This window comes from Mucilaginibacter sp. OAE612 (assembly GCF_041806395.1).
Taxonomy (GTDB): domain Bacteria; phylum Bacteroidota; class Bacteroidia; order Sphingobacteriales; family Sphingobacteriaceae; genus Mucilaginibacter; species Mucilaginibacter rubeus.
Window position 1 is genome coordinate 5,374,863 of record NZ_JBGMUW010000001.1, and the last position, 19,359, is coordinate 5,394,221.

Genomic DNA, 19,359 nt, shown 5'->3' on the forward strand with positions numbered 1-19,359 from the left:
GATGTAATAGTATGTTAGGCAACCATCAGGTTGTTCACAAGCGGGTTCAGATCGGTACGATTACCGTTTAGTTTAGTTAACATAGTACCCAAAGCAAATTCTTTAGCCTCACCACTTTTAGTTTCCTTAACCAGCTCATTCATCACGGCAGGGATCAAAGCTTTTGCAGTAGCCAAAGCATGTTCCGGATCGACACTGTAAAAAGTGTTAAGCTTATTTGCAAAGCGGTTGGTTATGCTCGATACTAATGAATTGTTGTAACTACCCGAGAACTGGAAGTACTTTATAAGTTCCTTCACCTTGCCGCTTTCAAGCTGGCCTTTTAACACTTCAATGATTGAACTTGAAGCTTCATTGATCACCGCTTCATGATATTTAGCAGGAATCACCGGATTGTTGATAACAGCCGTCCCGGCGTTATCTTTTACAAGCAAAAACAGTTTTTCGAACATAGTAATACGTGCTTTTAAAGTAAATTTACAAATTGATGATAAATACCTCATTTGATTACCACCGACACAAATATATTAAATAAAAATTTTAAACTTCAAAATATATTTGTAATTATTTTGTAATTCTCATAATTTTCAAGTGTAAAATCAACACTATGCCGGCCGTGTTTAAACAACACTAAGACAGGCTAATAATTTATTTAATGACTATCTAACAATTAACTTTTTACTTTTGTTGAAAAACAACACAATTATGCTGCCAACTACTGATTTTACAACAACCCAGGCTTACAAATATCTTACAGACCATTACATTGATATTGTATCAAAAAACCTGAAGGAAATGTTTGATGCTGACGACCAGCGTTTTAATAAGTTCTCGATCCAGTTTGAGGATATCCTGCTTGATTATTCAAAGAACCGTATCGATGATGAAACCATTGCTTTATTGATACAGCTGGCCAAAGAATGTTCATTAAAAGAGGCGATAGACGCCATGTATTCCGGCGAAAAAATTAACGTTACGGAAGGCCGGCCGGTATTACACATCGCATTACGTAACCGCAGCAACACTCCTATTTATGTTGATGGTAAAGATGTTATGCCTGATGTAAATAAAGTGCTTGACCAGATGAAATCTTTCAGCGAAGCTATTATCTCCGGCGAATGGAAAGGTTACACCGGCAAAGCTATTACCGATGTGGTAAATATCGGTATCGGCGGCTCAGACCTTGGCCCGGTAATGGTTACCGAAGCTTTAAAAGCATACAAAAATCATTTAAACCTCCACTTTGTAAGTAACGTAGACGGCACACACATAGTTGAAACTCTGAAAGCAGTTAATCCTGAAACTACATTGTTCCTGGTAGCTTCAAAAACCTTCACTACCCAGGAAACCATGGGCAACGCCCACAGCGCCCGCGACTGGTTCCTGGCCAGCGGTGCTACTGAGGCCGATGTAGCTAAACATTTCGCCGCTCTTTCAACCAATGTAGCAGCTGTTGAAAAATTTGGGATCGATACCAAAAACATGTTTGAATTTTGGGATTGGGTTGGTGGCCGTTACTCTTTATGGAGCGCTATCGGTTTGTCAATTGCCCTGAGCATTGGCTTTGAAAACTTTGCCGATTTGCTTGCCGGTGCCCACGCGACTGACAATCATTTTAAAACTGCCGAGTTTGATCAAAATATCCCTGTTATTATAGGTTTGATCGGTATTTGGTATAATAACTTCTTTGAAGCCGAAACAAACGTAATTTTGCCTTACGACCAGTACCTGCACCGCTTCTCGGCCTATTTCCAACAGGGCGATATGGAAAGTAATGGTAAACATGTTGACCGTAATGGTAAAGATGTTGACTACTCAACCGGCCCGATCATTTGGGGTGAGCCAGGCACAAACGGTCAGCATGCTTTTTATCAGTTAATTCACCAGGGCACTAAACTGATCCCTGCCGATTTCATCGCCCCGGCACAATCGCACAATCCACTGGGCGAACATCACAACATCCTGCTGTCAAACTTCTTTGCTCAAACCGAAGCTTTAATGAACGGTAAAACCGAAGAGGTAGTTATTGAAGAACTAAAAGCTGCCGGAAAATCTGATGAGGAAATAGCTAAAATAGCTCCGTTCAAGGTATTTGAAGGCAACCGTCCAACAAACTCGTTCCTGATTAAAAAGATCACACCATACACTTTAGGCGCGCTGATTGCCATGTATGAGCACAAGATCTTCACCCAGGGTATCATTTGGAACATTTATAGCTTTGACCAATGGGGTGTTGAGCTTGGTAAACAACTTGCCGGCAAAATCCTTCCTGAACTGAAAGATAATGCAGAGATCAACAGCCATGATTCATCAACTAATGGCTTGATCAATCAATATAAAGCCTGGAGGTAATCTCCCCAACCTCCTAAGGGGGGAAGTTTTATAATAACTGCCGCGGGCTTGTAGCCCGTGGTTAAGCATGACTTCAGCTTTCAGCTGATGGAATGTAAGCTGAAAGCTTACATAATGCCAACCACGAGTTACGCTACCGCTAAACTCGCGGCAGTATACTACTGTAATGCAAAATGCCCGGATTTTTCGGGCATTTTGCATTATAAAAAAATCCTTTCAAACTATGGTTGCCTGTCGGGGGGCTATGGGGCAGGGCTATGGAACCGGCACAAACTTAACCTGGTAAAGGTGCGGCCATTTTTTGCCCGTAACAAACAGGCGTTGACCTTTGGCATCCCAGGCAATTCCGTTTAGCACATTATTATTCCAATCCCTGTCCTGCGGACGGCTTGCTACCGGGTAAATCTCTTTCAAATCAATTATCTGCTCCACCGCACCGGTTTTAGGATTGATCACCAATATGTTATCGGTTTGATAAACATTAGCATATATCTTGCCGTTGATGTATTCCAGTTCGTTTATTGAATCTATCTGTTGTTTATCGTCACACACATCAATGTGGCCTATCTGATGGTAATCATTTTTATCCAGGAACCAGATCCGGTTGGTGCTATCATCCATGTATAATTTTGTTCCGTCATAGCACATCCCCCAACCTTCGGGGCCAACGTTGTTGGTGAAGTTGTTAAGCAACTTCAAGGTATTTTTATCATATACAAAGCCTACTTTTTCTTTCCAGGTAAGCTGTACTACCTTATCACCAATAACTGACAGGCCTTCACCAAAATATTTCTCATCAAGTTTGGTTTGATTCAAAATTTTTCCGGTATTCAAATCAACCTTACGGATGGATGAATGTTTATAGTCTCCGGTACTTTCGTATAAAACGCCGTCAACATACTGCAAACCTTCAGTATAGGCAGCAGTATCATGAGGGAAAACTTTTTCAACTTTATAAGTGTACCTGGCAGGGGCTTTTGCTGCTAATAACAGGACATTGGTTGATACCTCATTGCTTTTACTGCCCTCGTAAACTTTAGCCGTGATTATCCTGATGCCCAGGCCAATGGTATCCGTTTTAAGACTGATACCTGCAGTATCCTTACTGGATGCGAACTTTACCGAATCGAGCAGGTACACTACCGAATCAACTTTACTACCTGTGGGATAGCCTACTTTAATGTCGATCTTGTCGCCGGCTTTGTAGTTTGCGCCGGCGTCGGGTGTTATGGTATAGTCTGTAGCCGAGCTATCAGGTTTGTGTTTACAGCCGTAGTACCCCAAAGCCGTTAAGGCAAAGGCGGCAAAAAATAGTTTTACTTTGTTATTCATAAGTGTTATGTGGCCGAAGGCCAAAACGCATCTTCTATATGGTTTAGTATATAATTTCCACTGCGGTCAAACAATATGGCGATGATATCAAACCGCACTTCGCCCTGGTGGTTCATGAGGTAAATGTATTCATCGGCAGCTTCGGCCAATAATTTCTGCTTACGATTGTCAACAAAATCTTCCGGTTCACCGAAACCATTGCCCGTGCGGGTTTTTACTTCGGTAAATATAATAACCTTGTCTTTATAAGCAATAATATCTATCTCAGCTTTTCCGTAAGTCCAGTTTTCATCGAGGATCTCGTAGCCTGCATTTTCGAGATGGGCTTTGGCTAACGCTTCGCCGGTACGACCAAGTTCGAGGTGTTGGGCCATTATTTTATGATTACGGAGCCCAAAAAGTCAGATATTGATTTTTCTACCTTTTTCATACGCATGTACTGGTTAAGCAGTATTTCCTGGTCGGCCTCAGTATCGGTTTTTTGAAGCTGGGTGCGCAGGTCTTCCAGCATCTTGCCAACCTTGTGCTTTTTAAGGTGAAATATAGCACCGAGAATAGTTGCTTTCATATTAACCTGCTCATCGTTCACCGTGATCCTATGCATTTCGTACCAGTTTTCACTAAGCGAATATTTACTGGCTAACATGTTAATAGTTAAATCAACTATAGCTTTGTCCTTATGGTGAATAAAATAAGCCTCATCCGGCAGTACACCGTTTTCTACTTCGCGACGGTAAATTTCGGTAATCTGCTTACAAACCGGATGATCAAAAGTAACATCACTCAACTCGGCTATAATGAAAGGGCCTATATAGGTATTGGCAATCCCGTCCCAGTCAATCATACGGCTTCCATAATGCAGCAATAAACGCACAATTTCTTTTTCCTGAAAAGCATCGTCTTTAGCAACTTGTGGCTCAAGTTCAACAGGCTCATCAAAAAAGTGGGGTTCGTCGGGCATTTCGGCAAACCTGTTGTTTTGCTGCTGACGCTGTTGCTCTTCCTTTTTTGCCTTAGCCGTGCGCATTTTATTGAGCTCGGATAAAAGGGCGCGCTCATCTATCTGCAATAAGCTGCTACACTCTTTTATAAATACCGATGCCTTGATGCTATCCGGGATCTTGGCGATACTTTCAACCACTTCACGGATTACGTCGGCTTTCCTGATCGGGTCGTTTCCAACTTCTTTAAGCAGGATCTGGGTTTTATACAGGATAAAGTCCTTCTTATTTTCCTCAATATGCTTTTTAAAAGCGCTTGATCCTTTCGATTGTACAAATGAATCAGGATCATGTCCATCCGGAAACAGCACTACTTTTACATTAAGCCCTTCCTCCAGGATCATATCCAAACCACGCAGCGAGGCTTTGATGCCGGCTGCGTCGCCATCATATAATATGGTAATGTTTTTAGTAAAGCGGGCTATGAGTTTGATCTGCTCAGTAGTTAGCGATGTGCCAGATGAGGCCACCACATTTTCAACCCCGGCCTGGTGTACAGAAAGTACATCGGCATAACCTTCTACCAGGTAACAGTTATCCTGCTCGCGGATAGCCTTTTTTGCAAAGTAAAGTCCGTAAAGTACGTTTGATTTATGGTAGATCTCAGACTCGGGCGAGTTGACGTACTTGGCTACGTTCTTATCTTTTTTTAGCGTACGACCACCAAAGCCTATTACCCTGCCAGTAAAACTATGGATCGGGAACATTACCCGGCCGCGGTACCTGTCGAACAAGGCCCCGTTATCCCGCTTTACCGACAGACCGCTCTCGACCAGAAACTGTTCTTTATAGCCGTTCCTGATGGCGGCACCTGTAAAAGCTTCCCATTGATCGGGCGAATAGCCCAGCTCAAACTTTTTGATAGTTTCGGCGGTGAACCCTCGTTCTTTAAAATAGCTGAGGCCTATGCTTTGACCTTCCTCCGTATCAAGCATGGTTTCATGAAAAAACTTAGCGGCAAATGCCGATACGATCATGAGGCTTTCTCGACGAAGCTCCTCCTCCCGGTTTTCGGGGGCCTCAACGGTTTCTTCAACCTCGATGCCGTACTTTTTGGCCAGCCATTTCAGGGCTTCGGGATAACTGAATTTCTCCAGCTCCATCAAAAACGTAACCGCCGAACCGCCTTTGCCTGTTGAGAAATCTTTAAAAATACCCTTAGCAGGCGACACCGTGAATGAAGGGGTTCGTTCATTCGCAAAAGGCGAAAGGCCCACATAGTTAGCCCCGCGCTTTTTTAACTGCACAAATTCCCCTATCACCTCTACAATGTCGGTGGCTTCCATAATACGGTCGATAGTGGATTTCTGGATCATGCGTTAAAATGCAAATGTAGGGAAGATAGATCGTTGCCCGTAATTCGAAAACGTTAAAATACGGTTTTGTTTGATAAAGAGGGTTTTAAAATTTAATCTCCCTTTGTGAAAAGTTTACCGCTAACGCTTTAGGTAAGATCCTGCGCTATATGCCGGTTTCATTACCACGACAAGGGGGGTTGACAGGGTTAACATAAATTCAATAACACCAACACAAAAGCACTTGTAATCAACTATTTATCAGAGCGCAGGGGTTACCATTAAATAGTAGAAAGGTAATAAAACTATATGATCATACTTCGATCATTATGATTGAAACAGACCGGCGATATTAAATTCATGAGATGGCATGGCTTCATTTACAGATTGCTTAAGCCAAAGTATCAGCTTTTTTACTCCGGGGTTTTAAAAATGTTACCGCTATCCCGGCCAATACAATTATGCTGCCCACAATCTCATTAAAGCCCAGGCGCTCGTTAAGTAAAAAAGCGGCAAGCAGCCCGGCAAAAACCGTTTGGCTCAATAACGCAATGGAAACCCTGGTTGATTCAAGGTAACGTAAAGAGTAATTAATGGTAAGCCATCCTGCTAACTGGCAAATCAACCCCATACCAACAAAGCAAAGCCACACTTTTAATGAAAGATGAACAATATCGTTATGCATATATCCATTTATCCCCAATAAAAAAATACTGGCGCTCAGCATACTGTAAAACATAAAGCTAAATACATCAATTCCGGCCATAATATTTTTGGTGATCATGATGTAGGTGGCATAAAAAAAGCTGGCAAGTATAGCCAGCAGTATGCCGGCATTAAGTTCCATGTGCAAAATATGTTCATAACCTACCAAAACAACCATACCGGCAATGGCAATAAGCGTACCTATCCAAAATAGCCGACCTGATCCTTTTCTTAAAAACAGGAAGCTCATCAGGCCCACCCAAACCGGGGCCAGGTTGGCAATAAGGGTTGATACAGTGGCGCTGATCTTTAACAGCGAAATATTCCATACCGCAATATCAAGGGCGAAAACCATGCCCGCAGCTATGGAAATAAGCAATTGCTTTTTATCTATTTTAAGTTTTTGCCTAAATACACAAAATGGGGCAAGACAAATCCAGGCTATAAACACCCGGTAAAATGCCGAACCAATTGGTGATACCCCGGCAAGCTTTACAAATATCGGCGAAAAAGAAATGCATAGAATGCCAATAACGAGGCTCAATTTGGGATTCATGGGCGATAAAACAAAATGAGCGGCAAACTTACTGAAACCACGTATAATATGCTTTACTTTTAAATATCTTTATATTTCCTGTACAATTTATTAACCTGTCATCAGTAAAGCAATGAAATATCCCTGTTTGATATTAGCCATAGCCGTGGCCCTGCTTTTTTCAGCCTGCAAAAAAAAGGACTGTTGTAATTTTCCGGTCATACCCGATTTTATGCTTGCGCAAAAAAACAACATCAAATGGGAGGCTAATCCTTCCGGTTCGAATATAATGGGTGATACCATTACCATATCAGCAAAAAGCACCATTGGAGGTGAAGAAGAGCAGGTAGGTTTTAAAATTGTGTTTGATGGTGTTGGGTATTATACCCTCAAAGCAAACGAAAACTATTACCACATTACAAAAAACGGCTCCCCGTTAGCCGGATACAAACCTGACCCTACCCATCTTAGTTCGGTAACTATAATTTCGTACAACCAGGCCGATAAAATACTGCAGGGATTGTTCGAATTACGTTTTCTGAAAGTAATTGATAGCCAAACCGAAAGTCATCCGGACAAGGTTACTTTTAGCGAGGGCAAGTTTAAAGCTAAGCTCAAATATTAACTTTTATATTAATTGTAACTAAGCTTAATTATCATTCGTATTAGTTGTAAATTTGTTTTATGAAAAAAGCTCTATTATTAACCGCCTCAGTATCACTTCTGTTATTTGCTGGCTGCCAAAAAAATGGTGTAGCCCCAAAACAAGACAGTGTTAGTGCAAAAAAAAGCATTACCAACCAGTCCTTGAATAAAAGCAAAGACACTATTATGGTAGGCGGCGCGACGACAAACACGTTACTCCGTGACACAATCATGGTTACAAACAAGTAAGCGTCAAAAAGAAATAGCCGGGATACTTCATGTTCCCGGCTACATTTTTAGTCGCTGGTTTCCTTTTCCCCTTTCTCCTGATATATCTTTCCGTGTTAACATGCTAATGTTTTTTAGCTCATGTTTCAAAGTGCGCTTTCATAATTAATTGTATTTTTGCGACTCTAAAAATTTACATGATATGAGTCAGCGAACTAAGATCAAAGCATTGCTGCAAAGCCAGCAAACCGAAATTGATGTAACAGTTAAAGGATGGGTGCGTGCATTCCGTTCAAATCGTTTTATTGCTTTGAATGATGGCTCAACTAATAATAACATCCAGTTAGTTGTTGATTTTGAAAATACCGACCCGGCTTTACTTAAACGCATTACCGTTGGTGCAGCACTTAGTGTTCAGGGTAAATTGATAGCATCTTTAGGTAAAGGCCAAACAGTTGAGGTTGTTGCAACTGAGATTGAGATTTTAGGCGATAGCGATCCTGAAAAATATCCTATCCAGCCTAAAAAGCATAGCCTTGAGTTTTTGAGGGAAAACGCCCACCTGCGTTTCCGTACCAGTACGTTTGGCGCTATTTTCAGGGTGCGTAACAGCCTGGCATTCGCGGTGCACCAGTTTTTCCAGGAACGTGGTTTTGTTTACCTGCATACCCCTGTAATTACGGCTTCAGATGCTGAAGGCGCGGGCGAAACTTTTCACGTTACCAACTTCGACCTGGATAACATTCCGAAAACTGATACCGGCGAGATTGATTTCAAACAGGATTTTTTTGGTCGTGCCACTAACTTAACCGTATCCGGTCAGTTGGAAGGTGAGCTTGGCGCTATGGCCCTGAGTGATATTTATACCTTCGGCCCAACTTTCCGTGCCGAAAATTCAAACACCACACGCCACCTGGCCGAGTTTTGGATGATTGAGCCGGAAGTAGCCTTTAACGATCTGGTTGACAACATGGACCTTGCCGAGGACATGCTGAAATATGTGATCAAATACGCGTTGGATAAAAATGCCGATGACATTGAATTTTTAACCCAGCGCTTAACTGAAGAGGAAAAAACCAAACCGCAAAACGAGCGCTCAGAAATGACGCTGCTTGAAAAACTGCAGTTTTGCTTAAATAACGATTTCGAGCGCCTAACCTATACCGAGGCGATTGACATCCTGAAAGAATCTACCCCGAACAAAAAGAAAAAATTTGTTTACCCTGTTGAGGGCTGGGGTACCGATCTGCAGAGCGAGCATGAGCGTTACCTCGTTGAAAAACACTTTAAAAAACCGGTGATTCTGACTGATTATCCGAAAGAGATCAAAGCGTTTTACATGCGCCAAAACGATGACGGCAAAACTGTACGCGCTATGGACATCCTGTTCCCGGGCATCGGCGAAATTGTAGGTGGTTCACAGCGTGAAGAACGTTTAGACAAGCTTGAGCAGCGCATGAACGAAATGGGCATCCCTACCGAAGAACTTTGGTGGTATTTAGATACCCGCCGTTTCGGCTCTTGTCCGCATGCCGGCTTTGGTTTAGGCTTTGAGCGGTTGGTGCTGTTTGTTACCGGCATGGGCAACATCCGCGATGTAATCCCCTTCCCAAGGTTTCCGAAGAATGCGGAATTTTAACCGTTGATTGTTTTTTGATTTTGATGATTACGCTGATTATTTGTAATGCGTAACACTATATTTGGGCTGTCGCTAAACGACAGCCTTTTTTATACTATATGCCATCACAAATTCTGCTTGCTACCCATATTAATGCGCCTGTTGAAAAAGTATTTGACATTGCCCGTAACATTGATGTACATGTAGAATCAACAAAACATACTGGCGAACGGGCTATTGCCGGGCGTACAACCGGCTTGATTGAACTCGGCGAAACTGTTACCTGGCGGGCAAAGCATTTCGGCATATGGCAAAACCTTACCTCAAAGATCACTGAAATGGACTATCCAAATTACTTTACCGATATCCAGGTTGAGGGTGCTTTCAAAAACTTTACGCATGAGCATTATTTTTATCCTATCCTTAACCAAACCATGATGCGGGATATTTTCACGTTCGAATCGCCGGGCGGAATATTGGGAGAAGCGGTAAACTTTCTGTTCCTCTCAAACTACATGACACAATTGTTGGTAAAGAGGAATAAAGTGATTAAACAGGTGGCTGAAGGTAGTTCAAACTCATGACCGAGGGTTAAAATCCCTATATTGAGCTTTCATTTATTAGGTTATTTAACATCTTACCGAAACTATGGTTTTCAACGCTGATATTCTTATACACCCGGGATTGGGCAATTCAGGTTCACAACACTGGCAAAGTATTTGGGAAAAGCAGTTCAATTTTACCCGTATTGAACAACAGGATTGGGAAACCCCGGTTTGCAGCGATTGGATAAAAACTATAAATGATTATGTAAACCGCTATGATCCGGAAAACGTAATCTTAGTTGGTCATAGCCTGGCTTGTGCTGCCATAGCCTCGTGGGCAAAACAATATAACATTGCAATAAAGGGTGCATTACTGGTTGCACCGAGCGATACCGAAGCGGATAGCTATCCAACCGGCACAAGTGGCTTTACGCCGATGCCATCAGGCAAACTGCTATTCAAATCAATAACGGTGGTTAGTAACAATGATTTCTACGTAAGCCCGGAACGAGCCCTGTTATTTGCAAAAAGTTGGGGAAGTGAGATAGTTAGTATGGGTGATGCAGGCCATATCAATGTATCAGCAGGTTATGGCGAATGGGATAAAGGGCTCGATCTGTTAAAAAAACTGGACGAGGGATATTAAGCCGACGACGGCAGATCAGGCAATGCCGTTTACTGAAAAACTTATCACTTGTTTAGTTTTAAGATTTATCCTTACCTGAAAATAGCAGTTGCCACCGTCCATAACATTGACCAAATGCTTCTTCCAGTTTGTAGGATAGTGTATTGCGCATAAACAATTTAGATACACTTCTTTTTCTCCCTTTCCATTTATCATGGCTAATACTTGTTTATAGTATTTATCGGGGTTATATATCGCACCATATTCTTTCCTTTTATTATGATCTTCAACAGCCCTGATTAAAATGTTGTCTATTTCTACAAAATCTGCGTCAGCCAATTGTGTAGTACGATACTCTTTTCCAAACCATGAATCAATGAATTGCTGATTTACAGGCAAGACTGCGTATTTCGACATATCAACAACGTGAAGGTGCTGATACTTAAACAATGAGTTTGGTTTGCTAAGCGGGTTAACCGATTGCAGCAAAATGAATATGGATAAGATCGCAATGCGCATAGTTAGAGACTAATAAATACCAAGTTAAAGTTAATAAGTTCAGCTGAAAGCCAAAGCTATGTTTAACCACAAGCGGGAAAACCCGCGGCAGTTGCTTGTAATTTGCACATTTGAAATTTGCACATCTGCCCATCTAAAATCCCGTCAAATCAGTGTAAACATCAACCGGTAAAACATTATATCCTCCCGAGTTGTCGTATCTTTATATAGATGAAAAACCGGAAAGGATTCTTGATCGGTGAAATCAAAAAAATCGGAGTAATCAAAATATATGGAGTACAATCAATTAACGCCCGAAGAAGAAAGGGTAATATTATACAAAGGTACCGAAAGGCCGTTCACCGGCTCGTTACTGAACAATAAGGCGCAAGGTTTATACGTTTGCAAACGCTGTGATGCGCCGCTGTATCGATCGGAAGATAAGTTTGAGTCGTTTTGCGGCTGGCCGAGTTTTGACGATGAGATTGAAGGAGCTGTTCGCCGCGAAGTAGACGCTGATGGCCGCAGGGTAGAGATCCTGTGTGCAAATTGCGGCGCTCACCTGGGCCACGTGTTTGAGGGCGAGTACATGACCGCTAAAAATACCCGCCATTGTGTAAATTCAGTATCGATGAAATTTGTTCCGGTTGAGGACGCAAAATAATTCGTAAAACTTTCAGGAATACGCCCGTTGGTTCATGATTAACGGGCGTAATTGTTTTCCACATACCGACCTGCAGAGACCTTTTAATTTCGCATTTAAATATTGATACCTGCTGCAAGCAAAAGCATTTCATTATTGGCAATAATTGTCGGTGTTAAGTCAAGTAATTTATAATGTTAAATTATCGTAATCCGCAAGTATAAAGGCCTCCAAATTTCAATCAAATTTTTAATCGGCTGTTTTCAAGTCCATTAATTTTTCATCAATATAACAAGTGCCGATAAAGTGTGGATAACTCGGGGGTTTGTGAAAAACTATCATTCACAACTACACAACTCAAACATTAACTTTGCTCAGCAAGGTAATAAAAAAGGCATTCAGCCGGCAGCCAGAAGCATTCGTCAACTTCTAATTAAATAACTGACTGTCAGAAAGTTACACAATACAGTTGCTAAGGAATAAATCCGAAGGCATCAAAATTTAAAGCTTTATTGAAAAGTAGGGCTTGCTTTCGTGTCTGAATACCTGATTGAAGAAAGAAACTAATAAAGTAGACACCAATGAGTTTGGAAAACGAATTATTACTACGGGAAAACAAGGACCGGTTTGTTATCCTTCCCATCAAGTATCCCGCAATTTGGGAGATGTATAAAAAAGCGGAAGCCAGCTTCTGGACCGCCGAGGAAATCGACCTGTCGGACGATATCAAACATTGGGAAAGTCTTAATTCGGGCGAGAAACATTTTATCTCGCATGTACTCGCTTTTTTTGCCGCAAGCGATGGTATCGTGAACGAGAACCTGGCGGTAAACTTCATGAGCGAAGTACAATTGCCCGAAGCACGCTGCTTTTACGGTTTCCAGATCATGATGGAAAACATCCACTCTGAAACCTATGCCCTGCTGATAGACACCTACGTAAAAGATCCCGCCGAGAAAGATCGCCTTTTCCATGCTATTGAAACCGTACCATGTGTTGGTAAGAAAGCTGAGTGGGCATTGAAATGGATCAACAACGGCAACTTTGCCGAGCGTTTGGTTGCATTCGCGGCGGTTGAAGGGATCTTCTTTTCAGGAAGCTTTTGCTCCATATTTTGGCTTAAAAAACGCGGCCTGATGCCGGGTTTAACTTTCAGCAATGAGCTGATCTCGCGCGATGAAGGTTCACACTGCGAGTTTGCCTGCTTATTATATGGCATGCTTGAAAACAAATTACCGCAGGAACAGGTTACCAAGATCATTACCGATGCGGTGGAGATAGAAAAAGAATTTATAACCGAGGCGTTACCGGTTAACCTGATAGGAATGAATGCCAAGCTAATGAGCCAGTACATTGAGTTTGTGGCCGACAGGTGGCTAAGCGAACTGGGTTACGATAAATTCTATAACGCAACCAATCCGTTCGATTTCATGGAAATGATCTCGTTACAGGGCAAAACCAACTTTTTTGAAAAGCGTGTAGGCGATTATCAAAAAAGTGGTGTACTGAATGCGTCGGCCGAAAGCAAAAGCTTTTCGCTTGATGATGATTTCTAATTGAAGAGGTTAGAGATTGGTGATTAGAGGTTAGGTAGTCTCAGGCCAATCAATCCCAAAATCAAGAAAAATCAAGGTTCAGAAAATAATCAAATCACAATAATATTAACTAAAAAAGCTTCGCTTTTAACGGGGCAAAAGGAGGGGCAAAATGTTCGTAGTAAAAAGAGACGGAAGAAGAGAATCCGTAAAATTTGACAAGATCACCGCACGTATTGAAAAACTGTGCTATGGGTTTCAATTAGTTGACCCCATTGATGTGGCTAAAAAGGTAATTGAAGGTTTATTTGATGGCGTAACCACCTCCGAGCTGGATAACCTGGCTGCCGAAACCGCCGCTTCATTAACCACCAAGCACCCTGATTATGCTTTGCTGGCTTCGCGTATCGCGGTATCAAACCTGCACAAAAACACCATTAAGTCGTTTTCAGAAACCATGCGCCTCCTGCATGAGTATGTTGACAAGAAAACAGGTAAAGATGCCTCGCTTATCGCTGACGACGTTTATGAAGTGATTAAAGAAAACGCGGAACTGCTTGACAGCACCATCATTTATGACCGCGACTTTGGCTTTGATTATTTCGGTTTCAAAACCCTGGAGAAATCATACCTGCTAAAAATCGACGGTAAAATTGCCGAGCGCCCTCAACACCTGTTTATGCGTGTATCGGTAGGGATCCACAAAGATGATATTGAAAGCGCCATCAAAACCTACCATTTAATGAGCGAGCGTTGGTTTACACATGCTACGCCAACTTTGTTTAATGCAGGTACACCAAAACCTCAAATGTCATCATGTTTCCTGTTAACCATGAAAGATGACAGCATTGAGGGTATCTATGATACATTAAAACAAACTGCCAAAATTTCACAAAGTGCAGGTGGTATTGGTTTAAGCATCCACAATGTAAGGGCTACAGGCTCGTACATTAGCGGTACTAACGGTACCAGCAATGGTATTATCCCAATGCTGCGTGTATTTAATGATACCGCACGTTACGTAGATCAGGGCGGTGGTAAACGTAAAGGCGCTTTCGCTGTGTACTTAGAGCCATGGCATGCTGATATTTTTGAATTTTTGGACCTGCGTAAAAACCACGGTAAAGAAGAAATGCGTGCCCGCGATTTGTTCTATGCCCTTTGGGTATCTGACCTGTTCATGCAACGCGTTGAAGCCAATGAGGATTGGAGCTTATTTTGCCCGCACGAAGCACCGGGCTTAGCCGATTGCTGGGGCAAAGAATTTGAAGAACTGTATGTTAAATACGAAAAAGAAGGCCGTCAGCGTCGTACAGTAAAAGCACAGGAACTTTGGTTTGCAGTGCTTGATGCACAGGTTGAAACCGGTACGCCATATTTATTATATAAAGATGCTGCCAACGGTAAATCAAACCAGCAAAACCTGGGTACCATTAAAAGCTCAAACCTTTGTACCGAGATCATCGAGTATACCGATGCAAACGAAGTAGCTGTTTGTAACCTGGCTTCATTAGCATTACCACGTTACATCAACAATGGTGCTTTTGATCATGATAAACTGTACGAAGTAACTTACCAGGCAACTATCAACCTTAACAGGATCATTGATGGTAACTACTACCCGGTTAAAGAAGCTGAATACTCAAATCTGCGTCACCGTCCTATTGGTTTAGGTGTACAGGGCTTGGCTGATACTTTCATTCAACTGCGTATGCCGTTTGAAAGCGATGAAGCTAAAAAACTAAACATCGAGATCTTCGAAACCATCTACTTTGCAGCAATGACAGCTTCAAAAGATATGGCTATAAAAGATGGCGCTTATGAAACATTCAAAGGCTCACCATTGTCACAAGGTAAATTCCAGTTCGATCTGTGGGGTGTAAAACCAGAAAGCGGCAGGTGGGATTGGGAAAACCTGCGTTTAGATGTAATGAACCACGGCGTACGCAACTCATTATTAGTTGCACCGATGCCAACTGCTTCAACATCACAGATTTTAGGTAACAACGAATGCTTTGAACCCTATACTTCAAACATTTACACCCGCCGTGTATTGAGCGGTGAGTTCATTGTAGTGAACAAATACCTGCTGCGTGATTTGGTTAACCTTGGCTTGTGGAGCACCAGCATGAAAGATAAGATCATCAGCGCAAACGGTTCAATCCAGGAAATTCCTGAGATCCCTGCTGATATCAAAGCATTGTACAAAACTGTTTGGGAGATCAAAATGCGCAGCATTATTGATATGGCTGCCGACAGGGGCGCGTACATTTGCCAGTCGCAATCATTGAACCTGTTCATCAACTCACCAAATGCTTCGAAGTTAACTTCAATGCACTTCTACGCATGGAAAAAAGGCTTGAAAACAGGTATGTACTACCTGCGTACACAAGCAGCATCGCAAGCTGTTAAATTTACAGTTGAAAACCAGGGCGGTAAAAACATGGATCCGGTTATCCCGGCCGTTGTTGACGCCGTTGCCGACGAAATTCCGGCAGGCCCAACCTGCTCAATGGAAGAAGGCTGCGTGACTTGCTCGGCGTAAGTTTTTTTAGTCGATAGACGATAGTCCATGGACCATAGCCAAAAAGCTATAGTTCATGGACTTTTTATTTTAATGACATTCATATTTTACAAGCTATCCCGCGGTTAGGTAACTTAGTAAACTTTTTCCATGGACTATGGACTATTAACCATCGACCAAACAAAATGCCCAAACACGAAATCATCCGTTGCGAACGCTGCCAAACAGCTTTTGAATGTAAAGCCAATTCATTCAGCAAGTGCCAGTGCAGTACTGTGCAGCTCACTATTAACGAGGTGCAATATGTGAGCGAGCTATATGACGGGTGTTTGTGCGCTAATTGTTTGCTTATCATTCAGCTAGAGTATCGGGAAAGTATGGGCTTGGTTTGATGATTATAAACCAGCATTGTTGACAACAAATAGTTCTCTTCTCTCCAAATTAATCTCTCCCGATTAATCCTTTTCCATTTCCATTAGTCATACATGTGTACATCTTCAATATAGATGATGATTAAAGATTTTACACCATGAAAAGGAAATTTGTTGCTTTGGCACTATTAATATCAGCAGTAGTATCCGTAACCTCAGGTTGCGTTGTTCGTGAAGATTATGGTCACCATCACAGGTACCGCAACGGCTATAACAACGGGTATAGTAATGGTTACCATGACGGTGACGATCACGGTCATTATCACGACCGCGGTTATTAAGAATTGTTAATTTAAGTTTTCTATATAAGTAGTTTTAGTGAGTGATGAAAGAGGGCGCCGGGTTTTACCGGCGCTCTTTTTATGCCCATCTGATTTATCCGGCGCCGAATTTTATTATGGCTTTAAATGAAAAATAGATGAAAATCAGAATTTAAAACGATAAAAATAAAGTTTAACAAAATTTAATTCCGATAATCTTGGTTGTTCAAAATATTTTTTTGTAAGTTTGATTCATACATTATCAACCTATCAAAAATGACCAGCATTAAAACTACCACAAACTATATATGCAGGTTTGCATTTATAGCCGCATTTGCTTTAACCGGCCTGGGCGTTGCACCAGTTATCGCAAAAGTTGCAAAGTCGCCAACAATAATTATTGCCGATACCCAGCTCAAAGCTTTTGAAGGCATTTATCAGCAAAAGGATAACGAGTATAGAGTATATAAAATAACAGCAGATGGCGATAAACTAATTGCCCAACAACTTGGCGGAGATCAAAAGCTAACTTTAACCCGTAAATCAGATCTTGAATTTGAATTTTTAGATGATGACGGCGATGAAAAGATCCCTGTTGTATTTTCAAAGAATGAAGCCGGCGAAATAAACCAGATCACTTTAGGTGGCAGGCAAATATGGGCAAAGATAAACAGCTATACCCCACCTAAAGAGGTACAACTGACACCCGAACAAATAAAAGTTTTGGCGGGCAAATATCAGTCGGATGAGAGGGCTGATCTTTTTCTGACTATAACCGCGATACCCGACGGATTAACGCTCAAACAATCATGGGATGGCAAGGAAATCAATTTTAAACCATTGTCTGAAGTGTTATTTTTAAATCAAGCCTTTGGCTTTCCCTTAAAGTTCACTAAAGACGCGAGCGGCAACCCAACCAAAGTATTGGCTTTTAACCGCGACACCTGGAATAAGGTAAAGGAATAAGCTCCTGATTAAATCGATATATAAAGCATTACGGGCCGGCCCGCTGTCACCTAAACCTGGTTACATCGGTGTCCGGCCCTTTTTTACCGTTGATCTTTATAATTACGTTGATTTCGTTGACTACTTTTTCTGAACCCCGAATTGAACGAATTAAAGAATTAACGAAATGCAAGCGAATTCTATAAATTCGTTTAATCCGAGTTCAGACAACTAAAAAACACTTAAGAAATTTTACTATTTCACTGTTCATTTAGCCATATATTTTCAAACTCCTCTTTAGTAATCTCAAACTCCGCAAATTCGTCTGCCTCCAAAGGTGCTTCGGATAATTTACCGTATTGATCCTCGGGGTGATTTTCATCATATTTTAAAACAGTCCCATCACCGTATACCTCTATCTGCCTCAAGGCATAATCATCTTCACCACATTCAAAGTACCATAATGAGGTACCCCAGAAATCAAATTCATCACCTCTCGGTTCGTCCCAATTTCGTTTGTAATATTTCATCGTCTTACTAATTCATTCTAATATCGCATTTATCAGCAAAACAAATGAGTTATGTGGCCCACACTCTCAACTTCTTCCCCTCAAAAAAACTTTCACACAACTACTTGAAAATCAAAAATAATGTTCGTACTTTTGCAGTCCCGAAATGCGGGATAAAATAATTAGACAAAAAAGCAAGAAATGCCTACTATTCAGCAATTAGTTAGAAAAGGTAGAGTAGCTCTGGTTGACAAGAGTAAGTCACCAGCGTTGGACAGCTGTCCACAGCGAAGAGGCGTGTGCACCCGTGTGTACACCACTACCCCTAAAAAACCAAACTCAGCAATGCGTAAAGTTGCCCGTGTGCGCTTAACCAACGGTAAAGAAGTAAACGCTTACATCCCTGGTGAAGGTCACAACTTACAGGAGCACTCTATCGTTTTGATCCGTGGTGGTCGTGTTAAAGACTTACCAGGTGTACGTTACCACATCATCCGTGGTGCACTGGATACATCAGGTGTAGCTGGCCGTAACCAACGCCGTTCAAAATATGGTACCAAACGTCCTAAACCAGGTCAGGTAGCAGCAGCGCCAACAAAAGGTAAAAAGAAATAATTAAGGAGGATAGAAAGCAATGAGAAAGTCAAAACCAAAAAAGAGAATTATCCTTCCTGATCCAAAGTTCAATGATACTTTGGTAACAAGGTTTGTAAACAACATGATGTATGATGGTAAAAAATCAACTGCATACTCTATTTTTTACAACGCTGTTGAAATTGTTGAGAAAAAAACAAGCGAAAACGGCTTAGAAACCTGGAAAAAAGCTTTAAACAATGTAATGCCTGCTGTTGAAGTAAAAAGCCGCCGTGTAGGTGGTGCTAACTTCCAGGTACCTACAGAGGTTCGTCCTGAGCGTAAAATAGCTTTGGGTATGAAATGGTTAATCAGCTATGCCCGTCGTCGTGGTGAAAAAACCATGATGGAGAAATTAGCCGGCGAAATCATCTCTGCTGCAAAAGGCGAAGGTGCCGCTGTTAAGAAGAAAGAAGATACGCACAAAATGGCTGAGGCTAACAAAGCGTTCTCACACTTCAGATTCTAATTAGTGAATGACTGAATTAGTGAATTATTGA

21 protein-coding genes are annotated in these 19,359 nt (G+C 41.7%); 14 read left to right on the forward strand and 7 right to left on the reverse strand.

Going from position 1 to position 19,359, the window contains the following annotated elements:
• Positions 1 to 14 precede the first annotated feature (14 nt).
• A complete protein-coding gene (locus ABID99_RS22240) occupies positions 15 to 452 on the reverse strand; it encodes a hypothetical protein (protein ID WP_373615147.1) in 438 nt (145 codons plus the stop codon).
• Between the two features lie 253 nt (positions 453 to 705).
• On the opposite strand from ABID99_RS22240, the gene pgi reads away from it, so the two are divergent.
• Positions 706 to 2,352, forward strand: coding sequence for a glucose-6-phosphate isomerase (pgi, locus tag ABID99_RS22245; RefSeq protein ID WP_373615148.1), 1,647 nt, complete (start codon positions 706 to 708; stop codon positions 2,350 to 2,352).
• Between the two features lie 255 nt (positions 2,353 to 2,607).
• On the opposite strand, the gene ABID99_RS22250 is transcribed toward pgi, so the two are convergent.
• The 4 genes from ABID99_RS22250 to ABID99_RS22265 form a co-directional block, all read right to left on the reverse strand.
• Positions 2,608 to 3,684: a glutaminyl-peptide cyclotransferase gene (locus ABID99_RS22250; protein WP_373615149.1), complete on the reverse strand. Its 1,077-nt coding sequence runs from the start codon at positions 3,682 to 3,684 to the stop codon at positions 2,608 to 2,610.
• Between the two features lie 5 nt (positions 3,685 to 3,689).
• Entirely contained in the window at positions 3,690 to 4,058 is a 369-nt protein-coding gene (locus ABID99_RS22255; RefSeq protein ID WP_188834484.1) for a YraN family protein, read from the reverse strand.
• On the reverse strand, positions 4,058 to 6,001 hold the full coding sequence (dnaG, locus tag ABID99_RS22260; protein WP_373615150.1) for a DNA primase: 1,944 nt from the start codon (positions 5,999 to 6,001) through the stop codon (positions 4,058 to 4,060). The genes ABID99_RS22255 and dnaG overlap by 1 nt, the downstream gene beginning before the upstream one ends.
• Before the next feature lie 370 nt (positions 6,002 to 6,371).
• Positions 6,372 to 7,241 carry a DMT family transporter gene (locus ABID99_RS22265; protein WP_373615151.1) on the reverse strand — a complete coding sequence of 290 codons (870 nt, stop codon included), beginning with the start codon at positions 7,239 to 7,241 and terminating at the stop codon, positions 6,372 to 6,374.
• Positions 7,242 to 7,353: 112 nt separating this feature from the next.
• On the opposite strand from ABID99_RS22265, the gene ABID99_RS22270 reads away from it, so the two are divergent.
• The 5 genes from ABID99_RS22270 (at position 7,354) to ABID99_RS22290 (ending at position 10,902) form a co-directional block, all read left to right on the forward strand.
• Complete coding sequence (locus tag ABID99_RS22270) at positions 7,354 to 7,845, forward strand: DUF6252 family protein (RefSeq protein WP_090530207.1); 492 nt, start codon at positions 7,354 to 7,356, stop codon at positions 7,843 to 7,845.
• A gap of 59 nt (positions 7,846 to 7,904) precedes the next feature.
• Positions 7,905 to 8,114, forward strand: coding sequence for a hypothetical protein (locus ABID99_RS22275; protein ID WP_090530211.1), 210 nt, complete (start codon positions 7,905 to 7,907; stop codon positions 8,112 to 8,114).
• Between the two features lie 181 nt (positions 8,115 to 8,295).
• Positions 8,296 to 9,732 carry an asparagine--tRNA ligase gene (asnS, locus tag ABID99_RS22280; RefSeq protein WP_373615152.1) on the forward strand — a complete coding sequence of 479 codons (1,437 nt, stop codon included), beginning with the start codon at positions 8,296 to 8,298 and terminating at the stop codon, positions 9,730 to 9,732.
• A gap of 98 nt (positions 9,733 to 9,830) precedes the next feature.
• Positions 9,831 to 10,295 carry an SRPBCC family protein gene (locus tag ABID99_RS22285; RefSeq protein ID WP_176625248.1) on the forward strand — a complete coding sequence of 155 codons (465 nt, stop codon included), beginning with the start codon at positions 9,831 to 9,833 and terminating at the stop codon, positions 10,293 to 10,295.
• A gap of 64 nt (positions 10,296 to 10,359) precedes the next feature.
• On the forward strand, positions 10,360 to 10,902 hold the full coding sequence (locus ABID99_RS22290) for an RBBP9/YdeN family alpha/beta hydrolase (protein WP_373615153.1): 543 nt from the start codon (positions 10,360 to 10,362) through the stop codon (positions 10,900 to 10,902).
• Positions 10,903 to 10,917: 15 nt separating this feature from the next.
• Here the strand turns inward: ABID99_RS22290 and ABID99_RS22295 are convergent, their stop codons facing one another.
• Positions 10,918 to 11,400 (reverse strand): hypothetical protein, encoded by a 483-nt coding sequence (locus tag ABID99_RS22295; protein ID WP_188834489.1) that lies wholly within the window; start codon positions 11,398 to 11,400, stop codon positions 10,918 to 10,920.
• 271 nt (positions 11,401 to 11,671) lie between these two features.
• Here ABID99_RS22295 and ABID99_RS22300 point away from each other — a divergent pair, with 271 nt between their 5' ends.
• The 6 genes from ABID99_RS22300 (at position 11,672) to ABID99_RS22325 (ending at position 17,738) form a co-directional block, all read left to right on the forward strand.
• On the forward strand, positions 11,672 to 12,043 hold the full coding sequence (locus ABID99_RS22300; RefSeq protein ID WP_090531310.1) for a methionine-R-sulfoxide reductase: 372 nt from the start codon (positions 11,672 to 11,674) through the stop codon (positions 12,041 to 12,043).
• Between the two features lie 560 nt (positions 12,044 to 12,603).
• The gene (locus ABID99_RS22305) at positions 12,604 to 13,578 is read left to right on the forward strand and encodes a ribonucleoside-diphosphate reductase small subunit (RefSeq protein ID WP_176625252.1); all 975 of its coding nucleotides are present in this window, start codon (positions 12,604 to 12,606) and stop codon (positions 13,576 to 13,578) included.
• A gap of 151 nt (positions 13,579 to 13,729) precedes the next feature.
• Positions 13,730 to 16,102 carry a ribonucleoside-diphosphate reductase subunit alpha gene (locus tag ABID99_RS22310; protein WP_090530228.1) on the forward strand — a complete coding sequence of 791 codons (2,373 nt, stop codon included), beginning with the start codon at positions 13,730 to 13,732 and terminating at the stop codon, positions 16,100 to 16,102.
• Between the two features lie 164 nt (positions 16,103 to 16,266).
• Positions 16,267 to 16,473 (forward strand): cysteine-rich CWC family protein, encoded by a 207-nt coding sequence (locus ABID99_RS22315; RefSeq protein WP_373615154.1) that lies wholly within the window; start codon positions 16,267 to 16,269, stop codon positions 16,471 to 16,473.
• 137 nt (positions 16,474 to 16,610) lie between these two features.
• Entirely contained in the window at positions 16,611 to 16,793 is a 183-nt protein-coding gene (locus ABID99_RS22320) for a hypothetical protein (protein ID WP_373615155.1), read from the forward strand.
• Between the two features lie 255 nt (positions 16,794 to 17,048).
• Positions 17,049 to 17,738: a hypothetical protein gene (locus ABID99_RS22325; RefSeq protein WP_354486859.1), complete on the forward strand. Its 690-nt coding sequence runs from the start codon at positions 17,049 to 17,051 to the stop codon at positions 17,736 to 17,738.
• Positions 17,739 to 17,977: 239 nt separating this feature from the next.
• Here ABID99_RS22325 and ABID99_RS22330 read toward each other — a convergent pair whose 3' ends face one another.
• The gene (locus tag ABID99_RS22330) at positions 17,978 to 18,247 is read right to left on the reverse strand and encodes a hypothetical protein (protein ID WP_354486858.1); all 270 of its coding nucleotides are present in this window, start codon (positions 18,245 to 18,247) and stop codon (positions 17,978 to 17,980) included.
• A 180-nt stretch (positions 18,248 to 18,427) separates the two neighbouring features.
• On the opposite strand from ABID99_RS22330, the gene rpsL reads away from it, so the two are divergent.
• Positions 18,428 to 18,841 carry a 30S ribosomal protein S12 gene (rpsL, locus tag ABID99_RS22335; RefSeq protein WP_073405808.1) on the forward strand — a complete coding sequence of 138 codons (414 nt, stop codon included), beginning with the start codon at positions 18,428 to 18,430 and terminating at the stop codon, positions 18,839 to 18,841.
• Positions 18,842 to 18,860: 19 nt separating this feature from the next.
• Positions 18,861 to 19,328 (forward strand): 30S ribosomal protein S7, encoded by a 468-nt coding sequence (gene rpsG / locus ABID99_RS22340; protein WP_022830654.1) that lies wholly within the window; start codon positions 18,861 to 18,863, stop codon positions 19,326 to 19,328.
• Positions 19,329 to 19,359: the final 31 nt, after the last annotated feature.